Here is a 19715-nt window from a genome sequence, read left to right on the forward strand (position 1 = left end):
TGATTTTTTCACCACAAAGGACCAACCGAACCATGACTATGTCTGCCGGACATCTGATCGTAAAAACTCTCGAAGCACATGGAGTGGAACGCGTATTCGCAGTTCCCGGCGAAAGCTACCTAGACGTATTGGACGGATTGCATGACTCGCCTATCAATACGGTAGTCACCCGTCACGAAGGCGGAGCCGGATTCATGGCTTTGGCCGAAGGAAGGCTAAGTAGTACTCCAGGAATCGCCATGGTAACCCGTGGCCCCGGAGCCGCGAATGCGATGATCGCAGTTCACACGGCTTGGCAAGATGCCACGGCTCTTGTCTTGTTCGTAGGCTTGGTTCCGTTGTCTGACCGAGGTCGTGGTGCATTCCAAGAATTCAGCCTGGAAGGTTGGTTTTCCACTACTTCCAAAGCCGTCTACCAGTTGGACGATGAGAATCAGGCTGGCCAAGTCGTAGCCAGAGCCCTGCGGCTGGCATCGTCTGGACGGCCAGGACCGGTAGTCGTGGGTCTTCCAGAAGATGTACTGGTTCGACTCACATCGTCTCCGGTGCCAACACCACAACCCCTGCCGACCGCGGCACCTGATTCCGAGTCGCTTTCCATCATCACGAGCTTGATTGCAGACGCAGACCGGCCTGCCATCGTCGTCGGTGGTGACGGTTGGGATACGAACTCCTCTGCGATACTAGGTGAGTTCGCTGTGGCCGCCAGGATCCCGTTGTTTGCTGATTGGCGAGCCTACGATGCAGTCGATCACGACTGCGAAGCTTACGCCGGCTGGCTCGGGTACGGCAGGTCTGACCATGCAGCTGTGGCACTTGGCGAAGCCGACCTGTTAGTTTTCTTGGGATGCAGCCGAACCGATGTTCTATCTGAGGGCTACACCGCCGCGATGAATACCCCGACAATTGTCGTGACTCCGGATGCTTCATTGGAAGGGCATGCAGGTCGTCTAGACATACATGTAGGAGTTTCGCCTATATCTTTCATCTCGGCCCTGCCCTCTTCCGATTCCGTCCGCGGAAAACGCGAAGCTACGTGGATGCAAAGGCTTCGTGCGGAACAGGTGGCCTTCACCAGGCCTGGCCGCGATGGTGGAGTTGGTGTTGATTTGGCGGCAGCATTCGAGACCCTTGAAGAGGTTTTAGACAGCAACCGGATCATTTCTTATGGTGCAGGAAACGCGACTCTTTGGGGCCATCGGTATCTCAGCCACCACGGTCCAGGAACTTTGGTTGGACCCCGCAACGGGGCAATGGGCTTGGCAGTACCGGCGGCGGTAGCCGCTAGCATCAGCAATCCAGGACGCCAGGTGGTGGCGATCTGCGGGGATGGAGATTTCTTCATGAATGCTCAGGAGCTTGCTGTCGCTTTTGCCCAAGGCGCTTCGCCAATAGTCATCGTTGTCGACAATGGGATCTACGGAACGATTGTGCAACATCAAAAACTTCACTACCCAGGCCGGCCGTCTGGAACAGACATGGTGAACCCGAACTTCGCACGGTGGATCGAGGCATTTTCCGGACATGGTGAGTACGTGGATCAAACAGAGGATTTCGCTCCAGCTTTGCGCCGCGCGTTGGCCCATGGTGGTCCTGCATTGTTGCACTTGAAAACTGATCCCGAAACTATGGGGCCAGGAACCGTTGCGCACAGCCAGGAGGTCTCGGCATGATGCTCGATCTTCTGGTGCGAGCCAAGACCATCCTAACCATGGATGAGGACCGTCCTACAGCACAATGCATGGGTATCTTCGCTGGACGCATTCTAGGATTCGACGAGCAGATTCAGGGCCTCTCAGCCACGCAAACCATTGATTTTGGTTCCGCCGTCATTACTCCAGGATTCATTGATGCCCATTGCCACACCGCATGGTGGGGCTTGGGGTTATCCGCCGTGGACCTGTCCGGAGCTCGTGGTTTGGAGGAGCTTTATGCCCTATTAGAAGCGCAGATGCACGAGTTAAAGGATCAGCCAGGTGTCTGGCTCAACGGCACTGGTTTCAATCAGAAAGACCATGACGGTCAGTTTCCCGACCTCCGCCGCTTAGACGAGATCACGGGCGACCGACCAATGTACTTGCGACATGTTTCCGGACATGCGTCTATAACCAATAGTGCCACTTTGAAACTCGCAGGTGCTTTTGAATCCGATTTCCAAAATCCTATCGGTGGTGCCATCGTCCGGGATGCCTCTGGACAGTTCACCGGTGTGGTGGAGGAATCAGCACAATCGTTGGTGCAGCGCTTGGTCCTGCCCTATTCGATCGAACAGCTGACGGCGGCTATTGATGAAGCAACCTCCCGATATGCGGCCTGCGGAATTACTTCATTTACCGAAGCGGGTGTTGGAGGAGGTTGGATTGGTCATTCTCCTATTGAGGTCACCGCGTATCAACAAGCACTAGCAGAAAAGCGTCTTCATGCCCGCGCACAGCTGATGCCCGCGCTGGATGCTCTGCGTGAGCAGGATTCTCATGTCTCGGACGCACATGGCACAGGGCGTGGACGAGGGCTGGACCTAGGCGTCTTAGCCGGATTCGGAAATGAATTCGTCTCCTTCGGTCCAGTGAAAGTATTCATGGATGGTTCTCTGCTTGGTGCTACGGCTGCGGTGACAGAGGACTACTGCGGGCATTCGCATAACACTGGATACCTGTTGAACACTCCCGAGGAATACCGAGAAAGCGTTTCCGCGGCGTACCGGGCCGGCTGGCCTGTAGCGCTTCATGCAATTGGCGATGCGGCCATCGATCTGGGCATAGAAATCATTGCGGAGCTACAGGAACGCTATGGCCTTAACGCATTGCCGAATCGCATCGAACATTTCGGCATTGCTAGGCCCGATCAAGTCTCTGCTGTAGCTAGCCACGGAATCGTAGTGACACCGCAGGCATCATTCATCGGGCCGCTGGGCGACCAGTTCGCAGCATTAGTCGGACCGGATCGCGAGAATTGGCTATATCGCGGCCAGTCGTTGTTGGACGCTGGTGTACTGGTTGCCGGCAGTTCAGACCTTCCTGTTGCAGATAACAACGTGCTTCGAGCAATTGATTCCGCAGTGACGCGGCGAACCGACAAGGGACGGGTCCTCGGAGGATCCGACGAATGTCTCTCGCCTCTGGAGGCCTTGCGCCTGTATACCGTCAATGCTGCAAAAGGTACTGGACAGTTCGAGGATCGAGGATCGCTTTCCCGAGGCAAGCTGGCCGACTTTGTCGTGCTCTCGGAATCGCCGCTGGAGGCTGACGAAATCGCAGCCATTGAGGTACTCGGGACTTACGTCGGAGGCCGATCAAGCTTCACCAAGTCAGAAATTCCCGCCCATGTGTAGACCCACAGGGTGCAGGTCAATAGATTAAAATTCAGGAGAGAAGATGAAAATCCATCACGAATCGTTCTTGGCAGACTTCGCTTCAATGAGCCGCAACGGTGCCACACCTGGTGGTGGCGTTGACCGACAGGCAGCTACGACGGCAGACGGACAAAATCGAAACTGGTTCCGTGGGCTAGTGGAGGGCCACGGGTTCTCCGTCCACTATGACAACGTGGGCAACCAGTTTTCCCTACTGGAACTATCTCCAGGAGCTCCATGGATCGCTGTGGGATCGCACCTTGATTCACAGCCATTGGCAGGGCGTTTCGACGGCGCGTATGGCGTTTTGGCAGGGGCCCACGCTGCATTACGCGTGCGTGAAACCATACAAGACAACGAATCAGCGAAATTCAATATTGTTGTCGTCAACTGGTTTAACGAAGAAGGCTGTCGTTTCAAGCCATCCATGATGGGTAGCGCAGTTTTTACGGGTAAGCTTCCAGCCCCGCAGGTTCTGGCAACAACTGATCCTCACGGTGTGAGTGTTCGCGAAGCTCTCGAATCAATTGGAACCATAGGTGATTTTGAGATCGAGGTGGCTGCATACGTAGAGATCCACATTGAGCAAGGACGCTCTATGGAAGACCAGGGGCTAGACATAGGGCTGGTCGAATCGACCTGGGGTGCAAACAAGTACGAATTCATAGTTCACGGGGAGCAAGCGCATACCGGAGCTACCATCATTGCAGACCGACAAGATGCCTTGCTTGGTGCCAGCGCGCTCGTCGTCGCTGCGCGAGAGGTCGCTTTGGAACATTCCACCGATGAACACATGGTAATCACCTCCTGCGGCGAATTCTCCGTGTACCCCAACTCGCCCGTGGTTGTAGCTAGTCGTGTAAATCTTCTGGTGGATCTTCGATCTACCGATGCTGACGTACTAGCCGCAGCGGATGCGGATCTGCGCTCCCGTGTGAAGCGAATCGAAAAGCTGGCAAATGTCAGCATCGAACGGGGTGCTGAGCATGTCTGGGCTGCAAAAGCCTACGATCAGGCGGGACTCAAGCTGGCTGCCGACGCAGCGCAATCCCTAGGCCTCCGGCATGGGGTAGTCCGGACACTGGCCGGGCACGACTCAACGAATATGAAAGACATTGTCCCAACCATCATGTTGTTCGTCCCCAGCGTGGAGGGTATCAGCCACAATGAACGCGAGCTGACACACGACAAGGACATGCTAGCTGGACTAGATCTTCTCGCCGAAGTACTTCATCGCGTTGTACAAGGCCAATTCGTTCCAGCGGATGCGCTCCTTGTCTCTGCAACCGGGCAGTCTCAGTAGATCATGCTCGGCGACGAATATTGGCGCCCTTAAACTCGTTTTTGGGGCGCCAATTGGAATGGCTTCTCCCACGCGGTCTTAGTTCTGCTTTTGCTCGACGTGCTTCTGCTGACCCACGACGATGCCGATCGCCACGCTCAGCGCCGCACCGGTGGCCGCCCCGAGCACCGTCATGGTGACCCGGTCAACCAGCAGCACCATGGGATCCTCGGGGCTGGCGAGGTGTACCATGAGCAGCGCGACCATGGTCATGAAGACCATGCCCACCGCGTAATTGCGCAGGATGACGACCTCGATGCAGAACTGGCCGACCAGCGCCACCGCAAGCAGCACCCAGAGATTGGGTTCGAAGACGAACACCGCCCAGGTCAGCAGTACGCCGATGCAGGTTCCGACGCAGCGTTGCAGGGCCCGGGCAACCCGGCTGTGGACGGTTGCCCCCATCACCCCGGAAATTGCGCCAAGGCTCGCCCAGTACCAGTGGTCTCCCCCAAGAAGATAGGCCACGACACCGGCCAACAAGACGGCGATGCCCATGCGCACGGATTCATGGACCGATTTCTCGGTCGGCGCCCAGGTGGGTTCCGCCTTCAGCGCGGCCGCCAGTCGGCCGCGTCGGGCCGACAGCCCGAGCATGACCAGCAGGCTGAACAATGCGGTGCCCGCACCGACCAGCAGCACCCCGATGAAGCTTTCGCCGCTTGCCGGAACCGAGAGGCAGGCACCGCCGGCGAACACCGCGAAGATCGGTCCCGGCGGAAGCCAGCGCACCCCGCGCGACACCAGATTGGAGCCGAAGGCGATCACGGCCAAGACAAGTGCATCGACGATGAACGGCGTCTGGAGAAAGGAGAACAGCGTGCCCAGCAGCATGGATGCTACCTGCACCGCGCCGCAGCTGAGCTGCTGCCAGAAGCGGACCGCGTAGTTGTCGTAGCGGCCGAAGACTGCGCAGAAGGCGCCGAACCCTGCATACATCGCCCAATCCATCCGTCCCAGGCTGGCGAGGATGAGCAGCGGCACCGCCAGGCAGAACGTGGCCCGGGCCGCGGGCCGCAACGCCGGCATGCGCGGGGCGACGGCAACGCTGTGCTTCCAGATCTGTTGTGCGTGGGCAATCACGGGCGAGCTTCCTCCTCGCTGGCGACTACCAGCTGCAGCAGGCCGCGCAGCTGGTCGCGCTGGGCCGCATCCAGCACGCTGTAGATCTTCTCCTCGCCTTCGCGGGCCGCTTCGACGGCACGGTCCGCAAAACGACGCCCTTCAGCGGTCAGCTCGATGAGCCGGCGGCGGCGGTCCGCCGGGTCCACGGTGCGCTGCAGCGTACCGTGCGCTTCCAGCCGGTCGAGGTAGGCGACCATATGGCCGCGGTTGATATTGGCCCGGTCGGCCAGGTCGTTCTGGTACATCGCGCCGGACTCTTCCAGTGCGCTGATGATCGTGAAGTGGTGGCGCGTCAGCCCCTCGGCGTCCATGAGCGCACCGAGCGCCGTGGTACCCACGCGCCCAACCCGGGTCGCCAGATAACTCAAGGAGTTCCATTGGAATTGGGGCGGTTTCTGTTCATTCACCCACCGAGAATATCATTTCACAATGAAATGATTTCATAGCGGGACAGATTGCCTCCCCGAACGCGACCCAGGGGCGGGAACCTGGGGTCTCATATTAAGCGTTGCGCCGTTTCAAACTTTAAGCCACAAGACGGAATTGAAACGCACTTGTCAATAAGGATTTTCGAAAGGACCTTTTGAGGCTTTAAGACGATTTTCCGGCAGATTCAATTTGCATCGCTTCACGTTTCCAAGGCATACTGTGATGGCAGTCACCAAACAGCCATTGATGCGTGGCGGGAGAGCCCCGTCCTGAACCAAGGGCGGGCGCCGTAGGAGCAATTCCTCCCCGGGAAACTCTCAGGCCCCCGTACCGCCACGAACAGGCACATCTGGAAAGTAGCGCGATGAAGGTCGCGCTCACCGAAGGAGCAGGCTTCGCCCAGTATTCGGCGCGAAGTGAAAACTCTCAGGTACGCAAACAGATTGGGGAGGAACATCAGAACAGTGCCGCACTCGCGGGCACGCCCATGATGCTCCCCCGTGGTCGCGGCAGGCACTTGCTTTGAGCGCTTGAGCCTTATGCGGCCGAAAACAGGAGAACACCACGATGCGCGTGTTCGAAGGTAGCGCTGTCCGCGGACAGGCCCACCGGCTTGTCCCGGATTGCGTCGGGTGCGGGATCCCCCACTCCCGGAAGGCGCCTGAATGAGCTCAACCAGCTCTGCCCCCAAGCTCGAACGCGGACTCTCCAATCGCCATATCCAGCTCATCGCAATCGGCGGCGCCATCGGCACCGGCCTGTTCATGGGCTCCGGCAAGACCATCGCCGTCGCCGGCCCCTCGGTCATCTTCGTGTACATGATCATCGGCTTCATGCTCTTCTTCGTCATGCGCGCCATGGGCGAGCTGCTGCTGAGCAACCTCAACTACAAGACCTTCGCCGACTTCGCCGGCGACCTGCTCGGCCCCTGGGCCGCCTTCTTCACCGGCTGGACTTACTGGTTCTGCTGGGTTGTCACCGGCATCGCGGATGTCGTGGCCATCGCGCACTACGTCGCCTTCTGGTGGGGCGACCTGCCCCTGTGGATCCCGGGCCTGGCCTGCATCGCCCTGCTGCTGGTGCTGAACCTGAGCACCGTGAAGGCCTTCGGTGAAACCGAATTCTGGTTCGCCCTGGTCAAGATCATCGCCATCGGCGCGCTGATCGTGGTGGGTCTGGCCATGGTCATCACAGGCTTCCAGCACAACGGCGTCAGCTCCTCCTTCTCCAACCTCTGGGCACATGGCGGCATGTTCCCGAACGGCGCCATGGGCTTCGTGGCCGGCTTCCAGATCGCCGTGTTCGCCTTCGTGGGCATCGAACTGGTCGGCACCACCGCGGCCGAGACCAAGGACCCGGAGAAGACCCTGCCCAAGGCGATCAACTCGATCCCGCTGCGCATCCTGTTCTTCTACGTCGGCGCGCTGCTGGTGTTGATGATGGTCGAGCCGTGGACGCTGTTCTCCACCGAGGAATCCCCGTTCGTCGGCATGTTTACCCTGGCCGGGCTGGCCGGCGCCGCGGGCATCATCAACTTCGTGGTGCTCACCTCCGCCACCTCCAGCGCCAACTCGGGCATCTACTCGACCTCGCGCATGCTGCGCGGCCTGGCATTGGAAGGCGACGCCCCGAAGAAGTTCGAGCGGCTCTCCTCCCGCAAGGTGCCGCGCAACGCGCTGATGTTCTCATGCATGTTCCTGCTGGCAGGCGTCGCGCTGCTCTACAGCGGCGACTCGGTGATGGCGGTGTTCACGCTGGTGACCACCATTTCAGCCCTCTGCTTCATGTTCGTCTGGTCGATCATCCTGCTCAGCTACCTGGCTTACCGGGCCCGCCGCCCGCAGCTGCATGACGCCAGCGCCTTCAAGATGCCCGGCGGACGGTTCATGCCGTACGTCGTGCTGGCATTCTTCGTCTTCATCCTGTGGGCGTTGACCACCCAGGCCGACACGCTGGTCGCGCTGATCGCCACCCCGCTCTGGTTCATCGGGCTGGGCATCGGCTACCTGGGGGTCCGCCGCGATCCGAAGCACGAGGCGCTGCGCCTGGCCCACGCCGGCAAGGTCGCCCACGAGCGCCGCGAGGCGGCCGCCTACCGCAGCACCGTGTCAGCCGGCGCAGCCCAGGCCGAGAAGGCCAAGGAAAGCATCGACAGCTAGCGCCTTTGGGCAACCATCGAGGGCCTCGCAACGTCACGGGATGACGGTGCGAGGCCCTTGGCGTCAGCACGGGAGAGGCCCTTGGCGTCAGCACGGGAGAACAGGCCGGCGGCTACCGGCTCGCGGCCAGGTCTTCCAGCAGGAACTTCGCGCCGAGCTCACCGATCAGCACCGCCGGGGCGTTGGTGTTGCCGGTGGTGATGCGCGGCATAATGGACGCGTCGATGACCCGCAGGCCCTTCAGCCCGTTGAGCTTCAGCCGCGGATCCACCACCGCCTGCGCGTCGACGCCCATACGGCAGGTTCCCACCTGGTGGTGGTAGGTCACCACGTTGTTGCGGATGTAGTCCTCCAGCGCCGCGTCGTCCTGCACTTCGGCGCCCGGATAGACCTCCACCGCTCCCCAGTCCCCAGCCAGCGCCGGCTGCGCCATGATGTCGCGGCACTGCTTGATGGAGAACAGGAACGCGTCCATGTCCCGCCGGTCATCCAGCGCGTTGAGGTCGATGCGCACCGGGTCGTCCAGCGACGGCCCGGACAGCGTCAGCTCGCCGCGGCTGTGAGGGGCAATGATGCCCGAGTGCAGGGTGAATGCCGTGCCTTGAACCGGTTCCATGCCCGGCGAGTACATCGGCACGGAGAAGAAGATCGGCTGGGTGTCGGGCACGTCCAGATCCTCCCGCGACTTGGCGAACAGGTGGGTCTGCGACACCGAGATGCCGGTGCGCGGCGCCGGGATGTCCTTGGCAGTGGTCTGCCCGATCACCGGGGCCAGCAGGTGGTCGTGCAGGTTCTTGCCGACCTGCGGGGCATCCAGCAGCGGAGCGACGCCGGCGGCCTCCAACTCCGCCGAGGGGCCGATGCCCGAACGCAACAGGATCTGCGGGGAGCCCAGCGCGCCGGCGCTGAGCACCACCTCGTCCGCGCGCAGCTCGTGCAGCTGCCCGCCGCTGCGGTAGCGCACGCCCACCGCCGCGCCGTCCTCGACCAGCAGCGAGTGAACCTGTGCGCCGGTGATGATCCGCAGCTTGTCGCGCACCGGCTTCAGGTAGGCCTTCCAAGTGTTGATGCGTTCGCCGTCGACGATGTTCACCTGCTCCTGGGAGACGCCTTCCAGGGATTGGCCGTTGTAGTCCTGGTTGTGCTCGACGCCGGATTGCACTGCGGCCTCGATGATCGACTGGTGGATCTCGTCCAGCGGGTACTTGTCGACTACGGGCAGCAGGCCCGCGCCGCCGCGCAGCTCGCTGGCGCCTCCGGAGAAGTTCTCGATGTCCTTGTAAACCGGCAGGACGTTCTCCCAGGCCCAGTCGGGGCTGCTGACGCTGGCCCAGTGGTCGAAGTCCTGCGGGGCGCAGCGCACCCAGATGGTGGCGTTCAGCGCATGCGAGCCACCCATGACCTTGCCGCGCGGCAGGTGCATCGGCTTGCTGGCGGTGCCGTTCATGGGCGCGGTGTAGTAGTCCCAGTCGTCCTCGCTGTGCCACAGCTCCCCCATGCGCGAGAGGTCGTGGATGGCGGGGTTGGTGTCCTCGTTGCCTGCCTCGAACAGGGTGACGCTGGCTCCGGCGTCCACGAGCCGGCGCGCGACCACCGATCCGGCCGAACCTGCGCCTACGACAATGACGGTTTTGTTCTCCACAATTCCCCTTTTCTCCCGTGCAGGCCAGCGCCGATGTCGGCTCCAGGTGTTGGCCGTGTCACACATATCGAACCTAGTCTGCTACGGATTCGGGATTTAGGGATTGGCCTGCAGCGCACGCGGGTTGGCTTCCAGCGCAGGACGGGTCCCATGCTGGCAGTGCGCTGCAGGCCCTTTCCAGCGCGCCCAGCGGTGCGTACCGTGGAAGCAACTTCGAAAGAGGCGGCGGCAATGCGCAAGGTTACCTATTCAATGTCCATGTCCATGGACGGATTCATCACCGGTCCGGATGGCGGAATCGACTGGAGCGTTCCGGGTGACGACATCTACCAGGCCTCCATCGACGAGGCGAAGAATCTCGGTGTCCAGCTCATGGGGCGCAAGCTCTACGAGGTCATGCTGTACTGGGAGACCGCCGCGGATAACCCGGAAAGCACAAAGCTGGATCTGGACTGGATCGCACTGTGGAACCCTCTGCCCAAGGTCGTGTTCTCCCGCACGCTGAATGAAGTGCAGGGCAACGCCCGGCTGGCCACCAGGTCCCTGGGCGAGGAGATCCAGTCGCTGAAGGCGCAGGGAGGCGACACGGAGATCGCCATCGGCGGGGCGGACCTGGCCGCCCAGGCGGCGCGGCTGGGACTGATCGACGAATACCGGATCAACCTGTTCCCGATAGTGTTGGGCGGCGGGACCCCCTACTTCGCCCCGGGCCTCGCCCGCACCAATCTGGAACTGCTCTGCGCCCAGGAGCTCAGCGGCGGGGTCATGCGTCTGTGCTACGAGGTCAAGCGCTAGGAGCCGCGCACACCCGAGCGCCGGGAACTGCGCATGAAATACGTGCAGGGCGCGTCCGCGAACGGACGCGCCCTGCACGCAGTGCCAGACAAACGCTACTTCTTGCGTCGTGCCCTGACGACTTCGAGCACCTTTTCTTCGGCGTCGACACCAGCGGGGATGCCGCCGGGGACCTTGAAGAAGAACAGCGCGCCCATGGCCCACCAGATCGCGAAGATCAGCCACGGCTGCCAGGTCAGCTGCGCCGGCATGCCGGGCATGTAGAGGCTGAACAGGCCGAAGGTCAGCAGCACCGAGGCCCAGCCGATGACCTCGCCAAAGCGGCCTTCGCCGCCCACGCGCAGCGGGCGGTCCATCTGCGGTTCCCGGCGGCGCAGCAGCAGGAAGGTCACGGACACCAGGAAGTAGGCGATGATGATGCTCGGGGCACCCGAGTCCACCAGCCAGCCCAGCATGCGTTCGCCGAAGAACGGGGCAACCAGCGAGATGCCGCCGATGAACAGCAGCGCATTGTGCGGGGTCTTGTACTTCGGGTGTAGGCGGGCGAACCAGTCGGGCAGCATGCCGGAGCGGGCCAGCGAGAACACGAGACGGGACGCGCCCAGCAGCAGGGAGTTCCAGGAGGTCAGGATGCCCGCGATGCCGCCGGCGATCAGGATCTTGGCCATCAAATCCGAGTTGAACAGCGCGCCGAAGGCGTCGGCGGTGGCGATGTTGGCGTTCGCCAGATCCGCGGCCGGCATCGCCGAGGCGGTGGTCAGCACCACCATGACGTACCACAGGGTCGCCATGATGACAGCAATGACCACGAGCTTGCCGATCTGCCGCGAAGGGATCTTGACCTCTTCAGCGGACTGCGGGATCACGTCGAAGCCGATGAACAGGAACGGCACGGCCATCAGCACCGTGAAGAAGCCCTTCATGCCCGGGGTGAACCATGGCTCCATGTTGGCGGTTTCGCCGCCGGTGACCGAGCCGAAGATCATCAGCAGGCCGATGGCCAGCAGGAAGATCACGGTGAAGGTCTGGACCACGCCGGCCTGCTTCACGCCGCGGATGTTGATCCAGGTGATCAGGATGCCGGCCAGGACGCCGACCAGCGCCCAGGTCAAGTGGACCTCGAAACCTGCAATGGTCCACAGCGGGATCTGGCTCATGCCGGGGAAGATGTATTCAACGGTGCGCGGGAACGCCACGGCTTCGAAGGCCACGATCGTGACATAGCCGCCGGTGATCGCCCAGGAGCCGATGAAGGATGGACGCGGGCCAAGCGCACGCAGGATGAAGTTGTGCTCGCCGCCGGCCTTGGGCATGGAAGCGGTCAGCTCGGCGTAGGTCAGGCCGACCACGGCCATAATGCCGCCGCCGACCAGCACAGCGACGATGGTTCCCAGGGTTCCGGCGCTCGAAAGCCAGCCGCCGGTGAGGACCACCCAGCCGAATCCGATCATTGCACCGAAGCCAAGGGCCAGGGCATCCCAGTTGCCCAAGGTCTTGGCCAGGGACACCTGTCCCGGATCCTTATTTGTACGTGTTGTGGACAACTTCGTCCCTTTCAGTCAAGCATGTGATGGCGTTGGAACACCGCCAAGAATCATCCCGTGACTGATACACCCCAATCGGCCGAAGTCACGGATTATTCGCCACCAAGCGACCAGCGGTAGAAAAGAATCGATGAGCGGGCCGATGTATTGGCCATGGAACGACACCAGAATTGGCCAGCCGTCGATCTCATGAGAGAATATTCGTCACTCATTTGTACTCATCCTCAGTCAGGCCCGGCGCGCCGGCCCCGGACGGCGGCAGCAGCCGTGGTTTTCCGGCACCCGAATCCCGGTGCACCCGCTTCGTCCTGTGCAATGTCTGACACCTGTTGGCTTCCGGGGTGGACCCATGCCACGATGACCCGAAAAAGGGGCGTCGCGGCTCCTTGGAGCAGCGACATTGTTTTCGGAAGGATCGCCATGACGGAAACCGGGCCGTTGCCACGCGTGCAGGTGTGGCAATTGATGGATGAACTGCAGGATTGGGAACTGGGCGAAAGCACACTGGCTGTCAGCTATCGGTTCGACACAACCGCCACCGCGCTGGAATTCATCGCGGTCATCGGGCTGGCCGCCGAACAGCTCAACCACCACCCGACCGTCGACTGGCGCTACGAGTCCGTCCACGTGGGGATCTCGCTGCGCAGCGTCCACGGCATCGCGAAGCGGGACTTCGACCTGGCCGCCCGGATTTCCGAGGAAGCCGCAAAGCTCGAGGGGCTGGCGGTCGACGACGCCTCCCGCTGACGGTTCGGGCTACAGCCGGGCGCTGCGCAGCTCGTCGACGCGAACCAGCACCACGCCGCCGACAATCAGCAGCCCGCCCAGCAGCTGCACCGGGCCGGGAAGCTCGGAGAGCAGCAGCCAGGCCCACAGCACCGCGAACAGCACCTCGGTCAGCGAGATGAAGCTGGCGACCTTCGAACCCAGCGCCCGCGCCGCCATCACGCCGGTGGTGTAGGAGAAGACCGTGGAGATCAGGATCAGGCCGATGAGCGCAAGCCACCACGGGGTCTCGTAGCCGGCGAATGAACCGGTGCCGGTGGAGAACTCCATGGGCAGGATGCCGAAGGCGGCCACCGCGACCATGGACAGGGCGCCGATCGCCATGCCTCCGGCGGAGAGCATGATCGGCGGCAGCGCTCCATCCACCCGGGCGCTGATGAAGAAGTACACGGTCAGCCCAACCGCCGCGCCCAGCCCCCACAAGACGCCGATCGGGTCGATGTCCGAAGTGCCGGTCAGGTCCAGCACCGCCACCAGGCCGCCCAGGGCGAGCAAGGTGCCGGCAATCGTGGCCACCGACGGGCGCTTCTTGTGGCGCACCCACAGCACCAGCACGATCAGCACCGGAGCCAGGTACTCCAGCAGCAGTGCCACGCCGACATCCAGTCGCTGCACCGCCAGGAAGTAGCACAACTGGCAGGCGCCCACGCCGAACAGGCCGAACAGCAAGATCGACACCCAGTTGGTGCGCAGCAGGGTCCAGCGGCCGCGCATGGCCAGCATGGCCGGGATCGCCAGCACCAGTGCCGCGCCCGCCATGCGCGCGGTCACCGCGGCGACCGGCGACCATCCAGCTTCGAAGAGCCCGCGGGCGAAAGTTCCGGAAATGCCGAACGCCGCCGAGGACGCCAGCGCAATCCAGACTCCGCGGGCGGAGTTGGAAACGCGCGGGGCAGCCGTGCGCAGGGCAGGGGAATCCAGCGGTTCCTCAGGGTGAGTCATCAAGTGTGCGGTGCTTTCAAAGAACTTCCGCCGGCTCGATGTCGATCCGGCGGAGATGGGACATATGTTCCAGACGATACGGTTAGGCTTGAAGCACAGTCAATCCGCTAGCTCGTTCAGGACTGAATTATGACTTTTACGCCCGATATCGAAGCCTCGTTGAAGGTCATCGTGAACCTCTTGAACACCGAGGTGCAGATCGTTGACATGCTTTCCAGCGTGGCGGACCTGGACGAATTCCTGGACTCGCAGCATTTCACCGCGGACCGCGCCCACAACCAAGCGGAGCTGCGTTCCATCCGGCAACTGCGCTCGCAGCTCAAGAGCATCTGGACGGCCTCCGAGGAAGATGCGGTGTTCCGCGTCAACCAGATCCTGCGTACCGCTAACGCCCAGCCGCAGCTGATCAAGTCCCCGAAGCGCGGCTACAAGCTGCATGCGACCACCACGAGCAGCCCGCTCTACGACCGTTTCGCGGTGAATGCCGCCATGGCCTTGGCCGAGGTCATTCTCGCCGGCGGGCTGGAACGCCTGCGCATCTGCGCTTCCACCGACTGCAAGAACGCCTTGCTGGATCTCTCGCGGAACCGTTCAAAGCTGTACTGCGATGCGGGAAACTGCGCCAACCGGGAGCACGTGCGGGCCTACCGCGCCCGCAAGGCTTCCGTCGGCAAATAACTTCGAAATTTGGGGATCCCTATTCGCCTTTGGCGATGCCGAACTCTAAGATGAAGACATACCCGGCACGCCGAGTGTCATGTCGAAAGGACAGGTCATGACCGAAGAAACACATGCATCCTCCGGCTTCGAGGCACGTTTGGAAGCCGTCAAGACCGGCCCGTTGCGGGCCGCAGGACGCTGGGTCGTGGCCCTGGCCTCCGCCACCTTGGGCGACGCCGAATTCGAAGCCAATGAACCGCAGGTAGTTGTGCATTCCCGGTTGGATGATTCCGTGCTGCTCAGCCTGCATACCTCAAGCCTAGAGGAAGCCGAACGGCTGATCGTCCAGATCCGCGAGGACCTGGATTCGATGACCATCGAGGAGTTCAAGAACGAGTGGCTCCCGGCCAACGACGACCACTGATCGGCCCGGCCACGTCCTAGTGCTGGACGAGGATTCCGTCGATGTCGGCGTAGACCATGGCTCCGGGGCGGATCTTCACGTCCCCGATGCTGATGGTCTCGTCCACGGTGCCGTGGCCGCGCTTCACGGTCTTGCGCGGGTTGCTCCCGATCGCCTTGATGCCCAGCTGCAGGCCGGCCAGTTCGGCGCGGTCGCGCACTGCGCCGTGGATGATGATGCCCGCCCAGCCGTTCGCCTCGGCGTTCTTGGCGATCATGTCGCCCAGCAGCGCAAAACGCAGCGACCCTCCGCCGTCCACCACGAGCACCGCGCCGTTGCCCGGGAAGCTCAGGGTTTCCTTGACCAGCCCGTTGTCCTCATGGCATTTGATGGTGCGGGCCGGCCCGTGGAATGACAGCCTGCCGCCGAAATCCTGGAACTGGACAGAGATCGACTGCAGGTCGTCCCCGTGCTGGTCGTAGAGGTCTGCGGTGCTGACTGGATCTTGATGCATGGGGTCCTCCCGGGCAAGGAATCGTAGGTATCCGACACCTGACAGCCTAGCCGCAGTTGCCCCGAAGCGCGGGGGCGGCCCCTGCGTGTTACTTCAGGCGGTGTTTCGCCTTGTAGTCGACCTCGGTCAGTCCGCCGAGCCGCGAATGGCGGCGTCCGTAGGCCAGGTAGATCAGCGCGCCGATGAGCATCCAGATGCCGAAGACCACCCAGGTGATGCCGGCCAGGTTGAACATCAGGTAGAGGCAGGCCGCAATGCCCAGCAACGGAACCACCGGGTACAGAGGCACCAGGAAGGTGCGCGGGGCGTCCGGCTGGGTGCGGCGCAGGTACATGACCGAGACGCCCACCAGGGCGAAGGCGAACAGTGTGCCGATGCTGGTCGCTTCGGCCAGCTGGCCCAGCGGAATCAGCGCCGCGGTCACCGCGACCACCGAACCGGTCACCAGGGTGCCGACCACCGGGGTGCGGGTTTCGGCGGACACCTTGCCGAAGAAGCGCGGGATCAGCCCGTCGCGAGCCATGGACAGCAGGATGCGGGTCTGGCCGTAGAGCACGGTCAGCACCACCGAGACGATCGCGACCACCGAGGCGAGCGCGAAGAAGAACGCAAGCCACGGCCGGCCGGTGATCTCGGAGACGATCTGCACCAGGGCGGCTTCGGATTCGCCGAACCATTCCCAGTTGCGCGCGCCCACTGCGGCCACGGCCACCAGCACGTAGATGGCGGTCACCAGGGCCATGGCGATCAGGATGGCGCGCGGCAGGTCGCGCTGCGGGTTCTTCGCTTCCTCGCCTGCGGTGGAAGCGGCGTCGAAGCCGATGTAGGAGAAGAACACCATCGAGGCGGCGCCGCTGACGCCGGCGATGCCCATGGGCAGCAGCGGTTCGAAGTTTCCCGAGTCGAAGGCGGTGAAGGCGACGATGACGAAGAAGATCAGGATGGCGATCTTGATCATCACCATGACGGTGTTGGCCAGGGCCGACTCGCGAGCGCCGCGCACCAGCAGGAAGGTCGCAAGCACGACAACCAGCAGGGCTGGCAGGTTGACCAGCCCGCCATCGGCCGCACCGGCGGAGAGGTAGTCGGGCAGGGACAGGCCGAAGATCTCCAGCGTCTGGTTGACGTAGGCTCCGGCGCCGACCGCGACCGCCGCGGCGGAGACCGCGTATTCGAGCACCAGGCACCAGCCGCAAATCCAGGCGATGCCCTCGCCGAGCGTCACGTAGGAATAGGAATAGCTGGATCCCGAGACCGGGACCATGCCTGCCATCTCAGCGTAGGACACGGCCGAGAGCAGTGCGGTGAGCCCGGCGATCACGAATGCGATCCAGGTGGCAGGACCGGCCTTGGGCACCGCATCTCCCAGGATCACCAGGATGCCGGTGCCGAGGGTCGCTCCCACGGAGATCATGACCAGCTGGAAGACGCCAAAGGTGCGTTTGAGCTGACCCATGCCTGCGTTGTCCGCCGCGTCTCTGGTCATTGCGGCAATGGACTTGCGTCGCATCAACTGGCGCCCCAGTGGGGTGCCGTCTTCGGACGTGCTCTTGCTGGTACTGCTCACTTGATTCCTTAGTTAGTGCACTGCACGTGCGCTGGGGCACGCTCGGCTCCACCAAACGACAAAGCGCCGGGACTTCCTCAGACGGACAGTCCCAGCGCGTCGCGACGCTTGGTCAAGTTTATTATCAGTCTTTTTTAAACTTCTTGTCCGGGTTGGCCGAGGACCGATTCACCCCGGTGCCCTTGCCCAATTCCGGGTCGTTTTCCTTCGACGCCATGGTCAAGACGGAAATGACCAGCAGGCTGGCGACAAAGGCGATGCCGAAGCAGGCCAGTCCGACATCCAGTCGGATCTCGTTCTGCGATCCACCGGTCGAGGTGATCATGCCGACGCCGCCGGCGACGAGGGCCAAAATCAAAGAGAAGCTCAGCGGGCCCTTGATGGACTGGCTCCACGGCTGCTTCTTCTTCGGGTTGTTTCCCACCGGGAACTCCGTTTCTACTTTTGCTGAGGTCGTCAAGGCTAGCTGGTCCCGTCGGTGCCGGGATTCGAGGTGCCGCCGGTTTCCAGGCCGTCAGCGGCTTCGGGGGCTTTCATTTCATGTCGATGGCCGAAACCGGCGATCAGGACGAACACGGCGAGCACGATGGCGCCGCCGCCAATGACGCCGAACATTGCGTGGGCGTCCATGTTGAAACCAAAAATCGTCGCAGCGGCCAGAATCAATCCGACCACGCCGGTGACCAGCTGGTTGCGGAATGGCGGGAACTGGGCGCGCAGGGTGAAGAAGACGTACAGCTCGACCAGGCCGGTGACCAGGAAGGCGAAGGCGGCCAGGAGGCCGATCCACATGGTGGTGGTGGCGAAGATGGTGGCGATGCCTGCCATCAGCATCAAGCCGGCGCCCAGCGCGTAGGGGCCGCGCGACTTCTCGGGAGCGCTGTCCACGGTGACGTACTGCCACATGAACACGCCGGTGACCACAAGGAACGCCGCCGTCGAGTAGGACAAGACCTTCTCGTCGGCGCCCACCCAGAAGATGGACAGCAGCGCGTAGATCGCCGCAGTCAGGCCACGCAGCAATACGGGGCGGAAGACATCTTGGGCTTGAACTTGAGTGGTTTTTGGTGCTGGCACGCTTTCCATTCTACCGCCGATAGAACTATCCGCCACTTTGGCCGGGCTTAATCACACCGGCCCGCGAACCGTCCTTCCAAGGGGAGGTTCGCGGGCCGGCGACGCCGAGGCAATGCCCGCTAGCCGACGGTGGTGCGCCGGCGAATCAATTCGGGGGTGAGGTCCTTGATGCTTGCAGCTCCCATCAACTGCATGTTGACCTCTACTTCCTTGGCCAGCATCTCAATGGCGCGGGTGACACCCTGTTCGCCGCCGGCCATCAGGCCGTACAGGTAGGCGCGTCCGATGAGTACAAAATCCGCTCCGGCGCACAGGCTGGCCACGATATCGGCACCGGACATGATGCCGGAGTCCATGATGATCTCCATCTCCTCGCCGACTTCTGCGCGCACCTCGCTCAGGGCTTCGAAAGCGATCGGCGCCCGGTCCAACTGGCGTCCGCCGTGGTTGGAAACAACCAGGCCGTCCGCGCCGGCGGCTTTCGCCTTGGCGGCGTCCTCGGCGGTGAGCACTCCTTTGACGAAGAGCTTGCCTTTCCACAGCTCGCGGATCCACTTCAGGTCCTCGAAGTCCAAGGAAGAGTCGAACATCGAGTTGATGATGGTCGGCAAGTCCGCCGAGGTATCGGACAGCGAGGCGAATTTCAGAGAATCGGTGGTCAGGAAGTTGAACCACCACTCCGGACGGTAGGAGGCATCCAGCACGGTTTTCAGGGTCAGCTCCGGCGGAATCTTCATGCCGTTGCGGGTGTCGCGGAAGCGCTGCCCCGCCACCGGGGTGTCCACGGTGACCAGCAGGGTGTCGAATCCTTCGGCGGCGGCGCGCTCGACCAGCGCTTTCGACTTCTCGCGGTCCTTCCACAGGTACAGCTGGAACCACTTGCGCCCCTCAGGGGCCGCGTGGGCGACCTCCTCGATGGAGCGGGTGCCCATGGTGGAGAGGCTGAAGGGGATCCCCGCCTTCATCGCCGCACGCGAACCACCGATTTCGCCTTCGGAGTGCATGAACCGGGTGAAGCCAGTCGGGGCGATGCCGAAGGGCAGGGCCGAGTGCCCGCCGGCGATAGTGGTGGACAGGTCCGAATGTGCGGTGCCGTGCAGGATGCGCGGCAGCAGTTCCACCGAGTCGAAGACCCGGCGGGCCCGGTCCGCGGTGATCTCGCGGCCGGCTGCGCCATCCACGTAGTCGAAGGCCGCGGTGGGCGTGCGGCGCTTGGCGATCTTGCGCAGGTCCCAGAGGTCGGCGGCCGCTGCCAGGCGGACCGCGCGGCGGTCGGTGGATGGAACCTTGAACCTCATCAGGCTCACCAGTTCACCCAGATCCGGCAGTTGGCGCTTGAGGTTTCCCATGTCGTTGTTCCTTAGGTAGTACTCGTGGT

18 protein-coding genes and 2 riboswitches are annotated in these 19715 nt (G+C 62.5%); of the genes, 8 read left to right on the forward strand and 10 right to left on the reverse strand.

Annotated features, from left to right (window positions below; translation table 11 throughout):
- The first annotated feature begins 32 nt into the window (after positions 1 to 32).
- Genes C1H84_RS08125 through C1H84_RS08135 form a run of 3 tightly spaced genes read left to right on the forward strand, consistent with a single transcriptional unit; the run spans position 33 to position 4655 of the window.
- A complete protein-coding gene (locus C1H84_RS08125) occupies positions 33 to 1673 on the forward strand; it encodes a thiamine pyrophosphate-dependent enzyme (protein WP_113607084.1) in 1641 nt (546 codons plus the stop codon).
- Entirely contained in the window at positions 1670 to 3331 is a 1662-nt protein-coding gene (locus C1H84_RS08130; RefSeq protein WP_113607085.1) for an amidohydrolase, read from the forward strand. The genes C1H84_RS08125 and C1H84_RS08130 overlap by 4 nt, the downstream gene beginning before the upstream one ends.
- Before the next feature lie 43 nt (positions 3332 to 3374).
- Positions 3375 to 4655 (forward strand): M20 family metallo-hydrolase, encoded by a 1281-nt coding sequence (locus C1H84_RS08135; RefSeq protein WP_113607086.1) that lies wholly within the window; start codon positions 3375 to 3377, stop codon positions 4653 to 4655.
- Positions 4656 to 4733: 78 nt separating this feature from the next.
- On the opposite strand, the gene C1H84_RS08140 is transcribed toward C1H84_RS08135, so the two are convergent.
- Together C1H84_RS08140 and C1H84_RS08145 are read right to left on the reverse strand one after the other, a co-directional pair.
- Positions 4734 to 5777 (reverse strand): FUSC family protein, encoded by a 1044-nt coding sequence (locus tag C1H84_RS08140; RefSeq protein ID WP_113607087.1) that lies wholly within the window; start codon positions 5775 to 5777, stop codon positions 4734 to 4736.
- On the reverse strand, positions 5774 to 6226 hold the full coding sequence (locus tag C1H84_RS08145) for a MarR family winged helix-turn-helix transcriptional regulator (protein WP_047120230.1): 453 nt from the start codon (positions 6224 to 6226) through the stop codon (positions 5774 to 5776). The genes C1H84_RS08140 and C1H84_RS08145 overlap by 4 nt, the downstream gene beginning before the upstream one ends.
- Positions 6227 to 6492: 266 nt before the next feature.
- Positions 6493 to 6591, forward strand: a riboswitch (glycine riboswitch).
- A riboswitch (glycine riboswitch) is annotated at positions 6592 to 6700 on the forward strand.
- A gap of 213 nt (positions 6701 to 6913) precedes the next feature.
- Here C1H84_RS08145 and cycA point away from each other — a divergent pair.
- The gene (gene cycA / locus C1H84_RS08150) at positions 6914 to 8407 is read left to right on the forward strand and encodes a D-serine/D-alanine/glycine transporter (RefSeq protein WP_113607088.1); all 1494 of its coding nucleotides are present in this window, start codon (positions 6914 to 6916) and stop codon (positions 8405 to 8407) included.
- A gap of 112 nt (positions 8408 to 8519) precedes the next feature.
- Here cycA and C1H84_RS08155 read toward each other — a convergent pair whose 3' ends face one another.
- Positions 8520 to 10049, reverse strand: coding sequence for a GMC family oxidoreductase (locus tag C1H84_RS08155; RefSeq protein WP_244910848.1), 1530 nt, complete (start codon positions 10047 to 10049; stop codon positions 8520 to 8522).
- 231 nt (positions 10050 to 10280) lie between these two features.
- Here C1H84_RS08155 and C1H84_RS08160 point away from each other — a divergent pair, with 231 nt between their 5' ends.
- Positions 10281 to 10844: a dihydrofolate reductase family protein gene (locus C1H84_RS08160; protein ID WP_113607090.1), complete on the forward strand. Its 564-nt coding sequence runs from the start codon at positions 10281 to 10283 to the stop codon at positions 10842 to 10844.
- Positions 10845 to 10939: 95 nt separating this feature from the next.
- Here C1H84_RS08160 and C1H84_RS08165 read toward each other — a convergent pair whose 3' ends face one another.
- A complete protein-coding gene (locus C1H84_RS08165; protein WP_047120234.1) occupies positions 10940 to 12388 on the reverse strand; it encodes an APC family permease in 1449 nt (482 codons plus the stop codon).
- A gap of 420 nt (positions 12389 to 12808) precedes the next feature.
- Here C1H84_RS08165 and C1H84_RS18230 point away from each other — a divergent pair, with 420 nt between their 5' ends.
- Positions 12809 to 13135 carry a 4a-hydroxytetrahydrobiopterin dehydratase gene (locus tag C1H84_RS18230; protein ID WP_052772511.1) on the forward strand — a complete coding sequence of 109 codons (327 nt, stop codon included), beginning with the start codon at positions 12809 to 12811 and terminating at the stop codon, positions 13133 to 13135.
- 9 nt (positions 13136 to 13144) lie between these two features.
- On the opposite strand, the gene C1H84_RS08175 is transcribed toward C1H84_RS18230, so the two are convergent.
- A complete protein-coding gene (locus C1H84_RS08175) occupies positions 13145 to 14116 on the reverse strand; it encodes an EamA family transporter (protein WP_052772512.1) in 972 nt (323 codons plus the stop codon).
- Positions 14117 to 14245: 129 nt separating this feature from the next.
- Here C1H84_RS08175 and C1H84_RS08180 point away from each other — a divergent pair, with 129 nt between their 5' ends.
- Positions 14246 to 14794, forward strand: a complete 549-nt coding sequence (locus C1H84_RS08180) for a CGNR zinc finger domain-containing protein (RefSeq protein WP_047120235.1) — start codon at positions 14246 to 14248, stop codon at positions 14792 to 14794.
- A 97-nt stretch (positions 14795 to 14891) separates the two neighbouring features.
- On the forward strand, positions 14892 to 15200 hold the full coding sequence (locus C1H84_RS08185) for a hypothetical protein (RefSeq protein ID WP_146955966.1): 309 nt from the start codon (positions 14892 to 14894) through the stop codon (positions 15198 to 15200).
- A 16-nt stretch (positions 15201 to 15216) separates the two neighbouring features.
- On the opposite strand, the gene rraA is transcribed toward C1H84_RS08185, so the two are convergent.
- The 5 genes from rraA to C1H84_RS08210 all read right to left on the reverse strand — a co-directional run bounded on the left by rraA (position 15217) and on the right by C1H84_RS08210 (position 19686).
- The gene (gene rraA, locus C1H84_RS08190; protein ID WP_113607091.1) at positions 15217 to 15693 is read right to left on the reverse strand and encodes a ribonuclease E activity regulator RraA; all 477 of its coding nucleotides are present in this window, start codon (positions 15691 to 15693) and stop codon (positions 15217 to 15219) included.
- A gap of 88 nt (positions 15694 to 15781) precedes the next feature.
- Entirely contained in the window at positions 15782 to 17203 is a 1422-nt protein-coding gene (locus C1H84_RS08195) for an amino acid permease (RefSeq protein WP_113607235.1), read from the reverse strand.
- Between the two features lie 181 nt (positions 17204 to 17384).
- Positions 17385 to 17684, reverse strand: coding sequence for a hypothetical protein (locus tag C1H84_RS08200; RefSeq protein WP_047120238.1), 300 nt, complete (start codon positions 17682 to 17684; stop codon positions 17385 to 17387).
- Positions 17685 to 17722: 38 nt separating this feature from the next.
- Positions 17723 to 18337, reverse strand: a complete 615-nt coding sequence (locus tag C1H84_RS08205; RefSeq protein ID WP_181728076.1) for an HdeD family acid-resistance protein — start codon at positions 18335 to 18337, stop codon at positions 17723 to 17725.
- A 119-nt stretch (positions 18338 to 18456) separates the two neighbouring features.
- Positions 18457 to 19686 (reverse strand): alpha-hydroxy acid oxidase, encoded by a 1230-nt coding sequence (locus C1H84_RS08210; RefSeq protein WP_113607093.1) that lies wholly within the window; start codon positions 19684 to 19686, stop codon positions 18457 to 18459.
- Between the last annotated feature and the right edge of the window lie 29 nt (positions 19687 to 19715).

It is taken from the genome of Glutamicibacter soli, assembly GCF_003309065.1.
GTDB lineage: Bacteria > Actinomycetota > Actinomycetes > Actinomycetales > Micrococcaceae > Glutamicibacter > Glutamicibacter soli.

Excerpts from the sequence above, each read along its gene's own strand:
- C1H84_RS08175 (WP_052772512.1), bottom strand. The coding sequence starts at position 14,116 with ATGACTCACCCTGAGGAACCGCTGGATTCCCCTGCCCTGCGCACGGCT.
- C1H84_RS18230 (WP_052772511.1), top strand. The coding sequence starts at position 12,809 with ATGACGGAAACCGGGCCGTTGCCACGCGTGCAGGTGTGGCAATTGATG.
- C1H84_RS08180 (WP_047120235.1), top strand. The coding sequence starts at position 14,246 with ATGACTTTTACGCCCGATATCGAAGCCTCGTTGAAGGTCATCGTGAAC.
- C1H84_RS08210 (WP_113607093.1), bottom strand. The coding sequence starts at position 19,686 with ATGGGAAACCTCAAGCGCCAACTGCCGGATCTGGGTGAACTGGTGAGC.
- C1H84_RS08195 (WP_113607235.1), bottom strand. The coding sequence starts at position 17,203 with ATGCGACGCAAGTCCATTGCCGCAATGACCAGAGACGCGGCGGACAAC.
- C1H84_RS08130 (WP_113607085.1), top strand. The coding sequence starts at position 1,670 with ATGATGCTCGATCTTCTGGTGCGAGCCAAGACCATCCTAACCATGGAT.
- C1H84_RS08125 (WP_113607084.1), top strand. The coding sequence starts at position 33 with ATGACTATGTCTGCCGGACATCTGATCGTAAAAACTCTCGAAGCACAT.
- cycA (WP_113607088.1), top strand. The coding sequence starts at position 6,914 with ATGAGCTCAACCAGCTCTGCCCCCAAGCTCGAACGCGGACTCTCCAAT.
- C1H84_RS08135 (WP_113607086.1), top strand. The coding sequence starts at position 3,375 with ATGAAAATCCATCACGAATCGTTCTTGGCAGACTTCGCTTCAATGAGC.
- C1H84_RS08185 (WP_146955966.1), top strand. The coding sequence starts at position 14,892 with ATGACCGAAGAAACACATGCATCCTCCGGCTTCGAGGCACGTTTGGAA.
- C1H84_RS08160 (WP_113607090.1), top strand. The coding sequence starts at position 10,281 with ATGCGCAAGGTTACCTATTCAATGTCCATGTCCATGGACGGATTCATC.
- rraA (WP_113607091.1), bottom strand. The coding sequence starts at position 15,693 with ATGCATCAAGATCCAGTCAGCACCGCAGACCTCTACGACCAGCACGGG.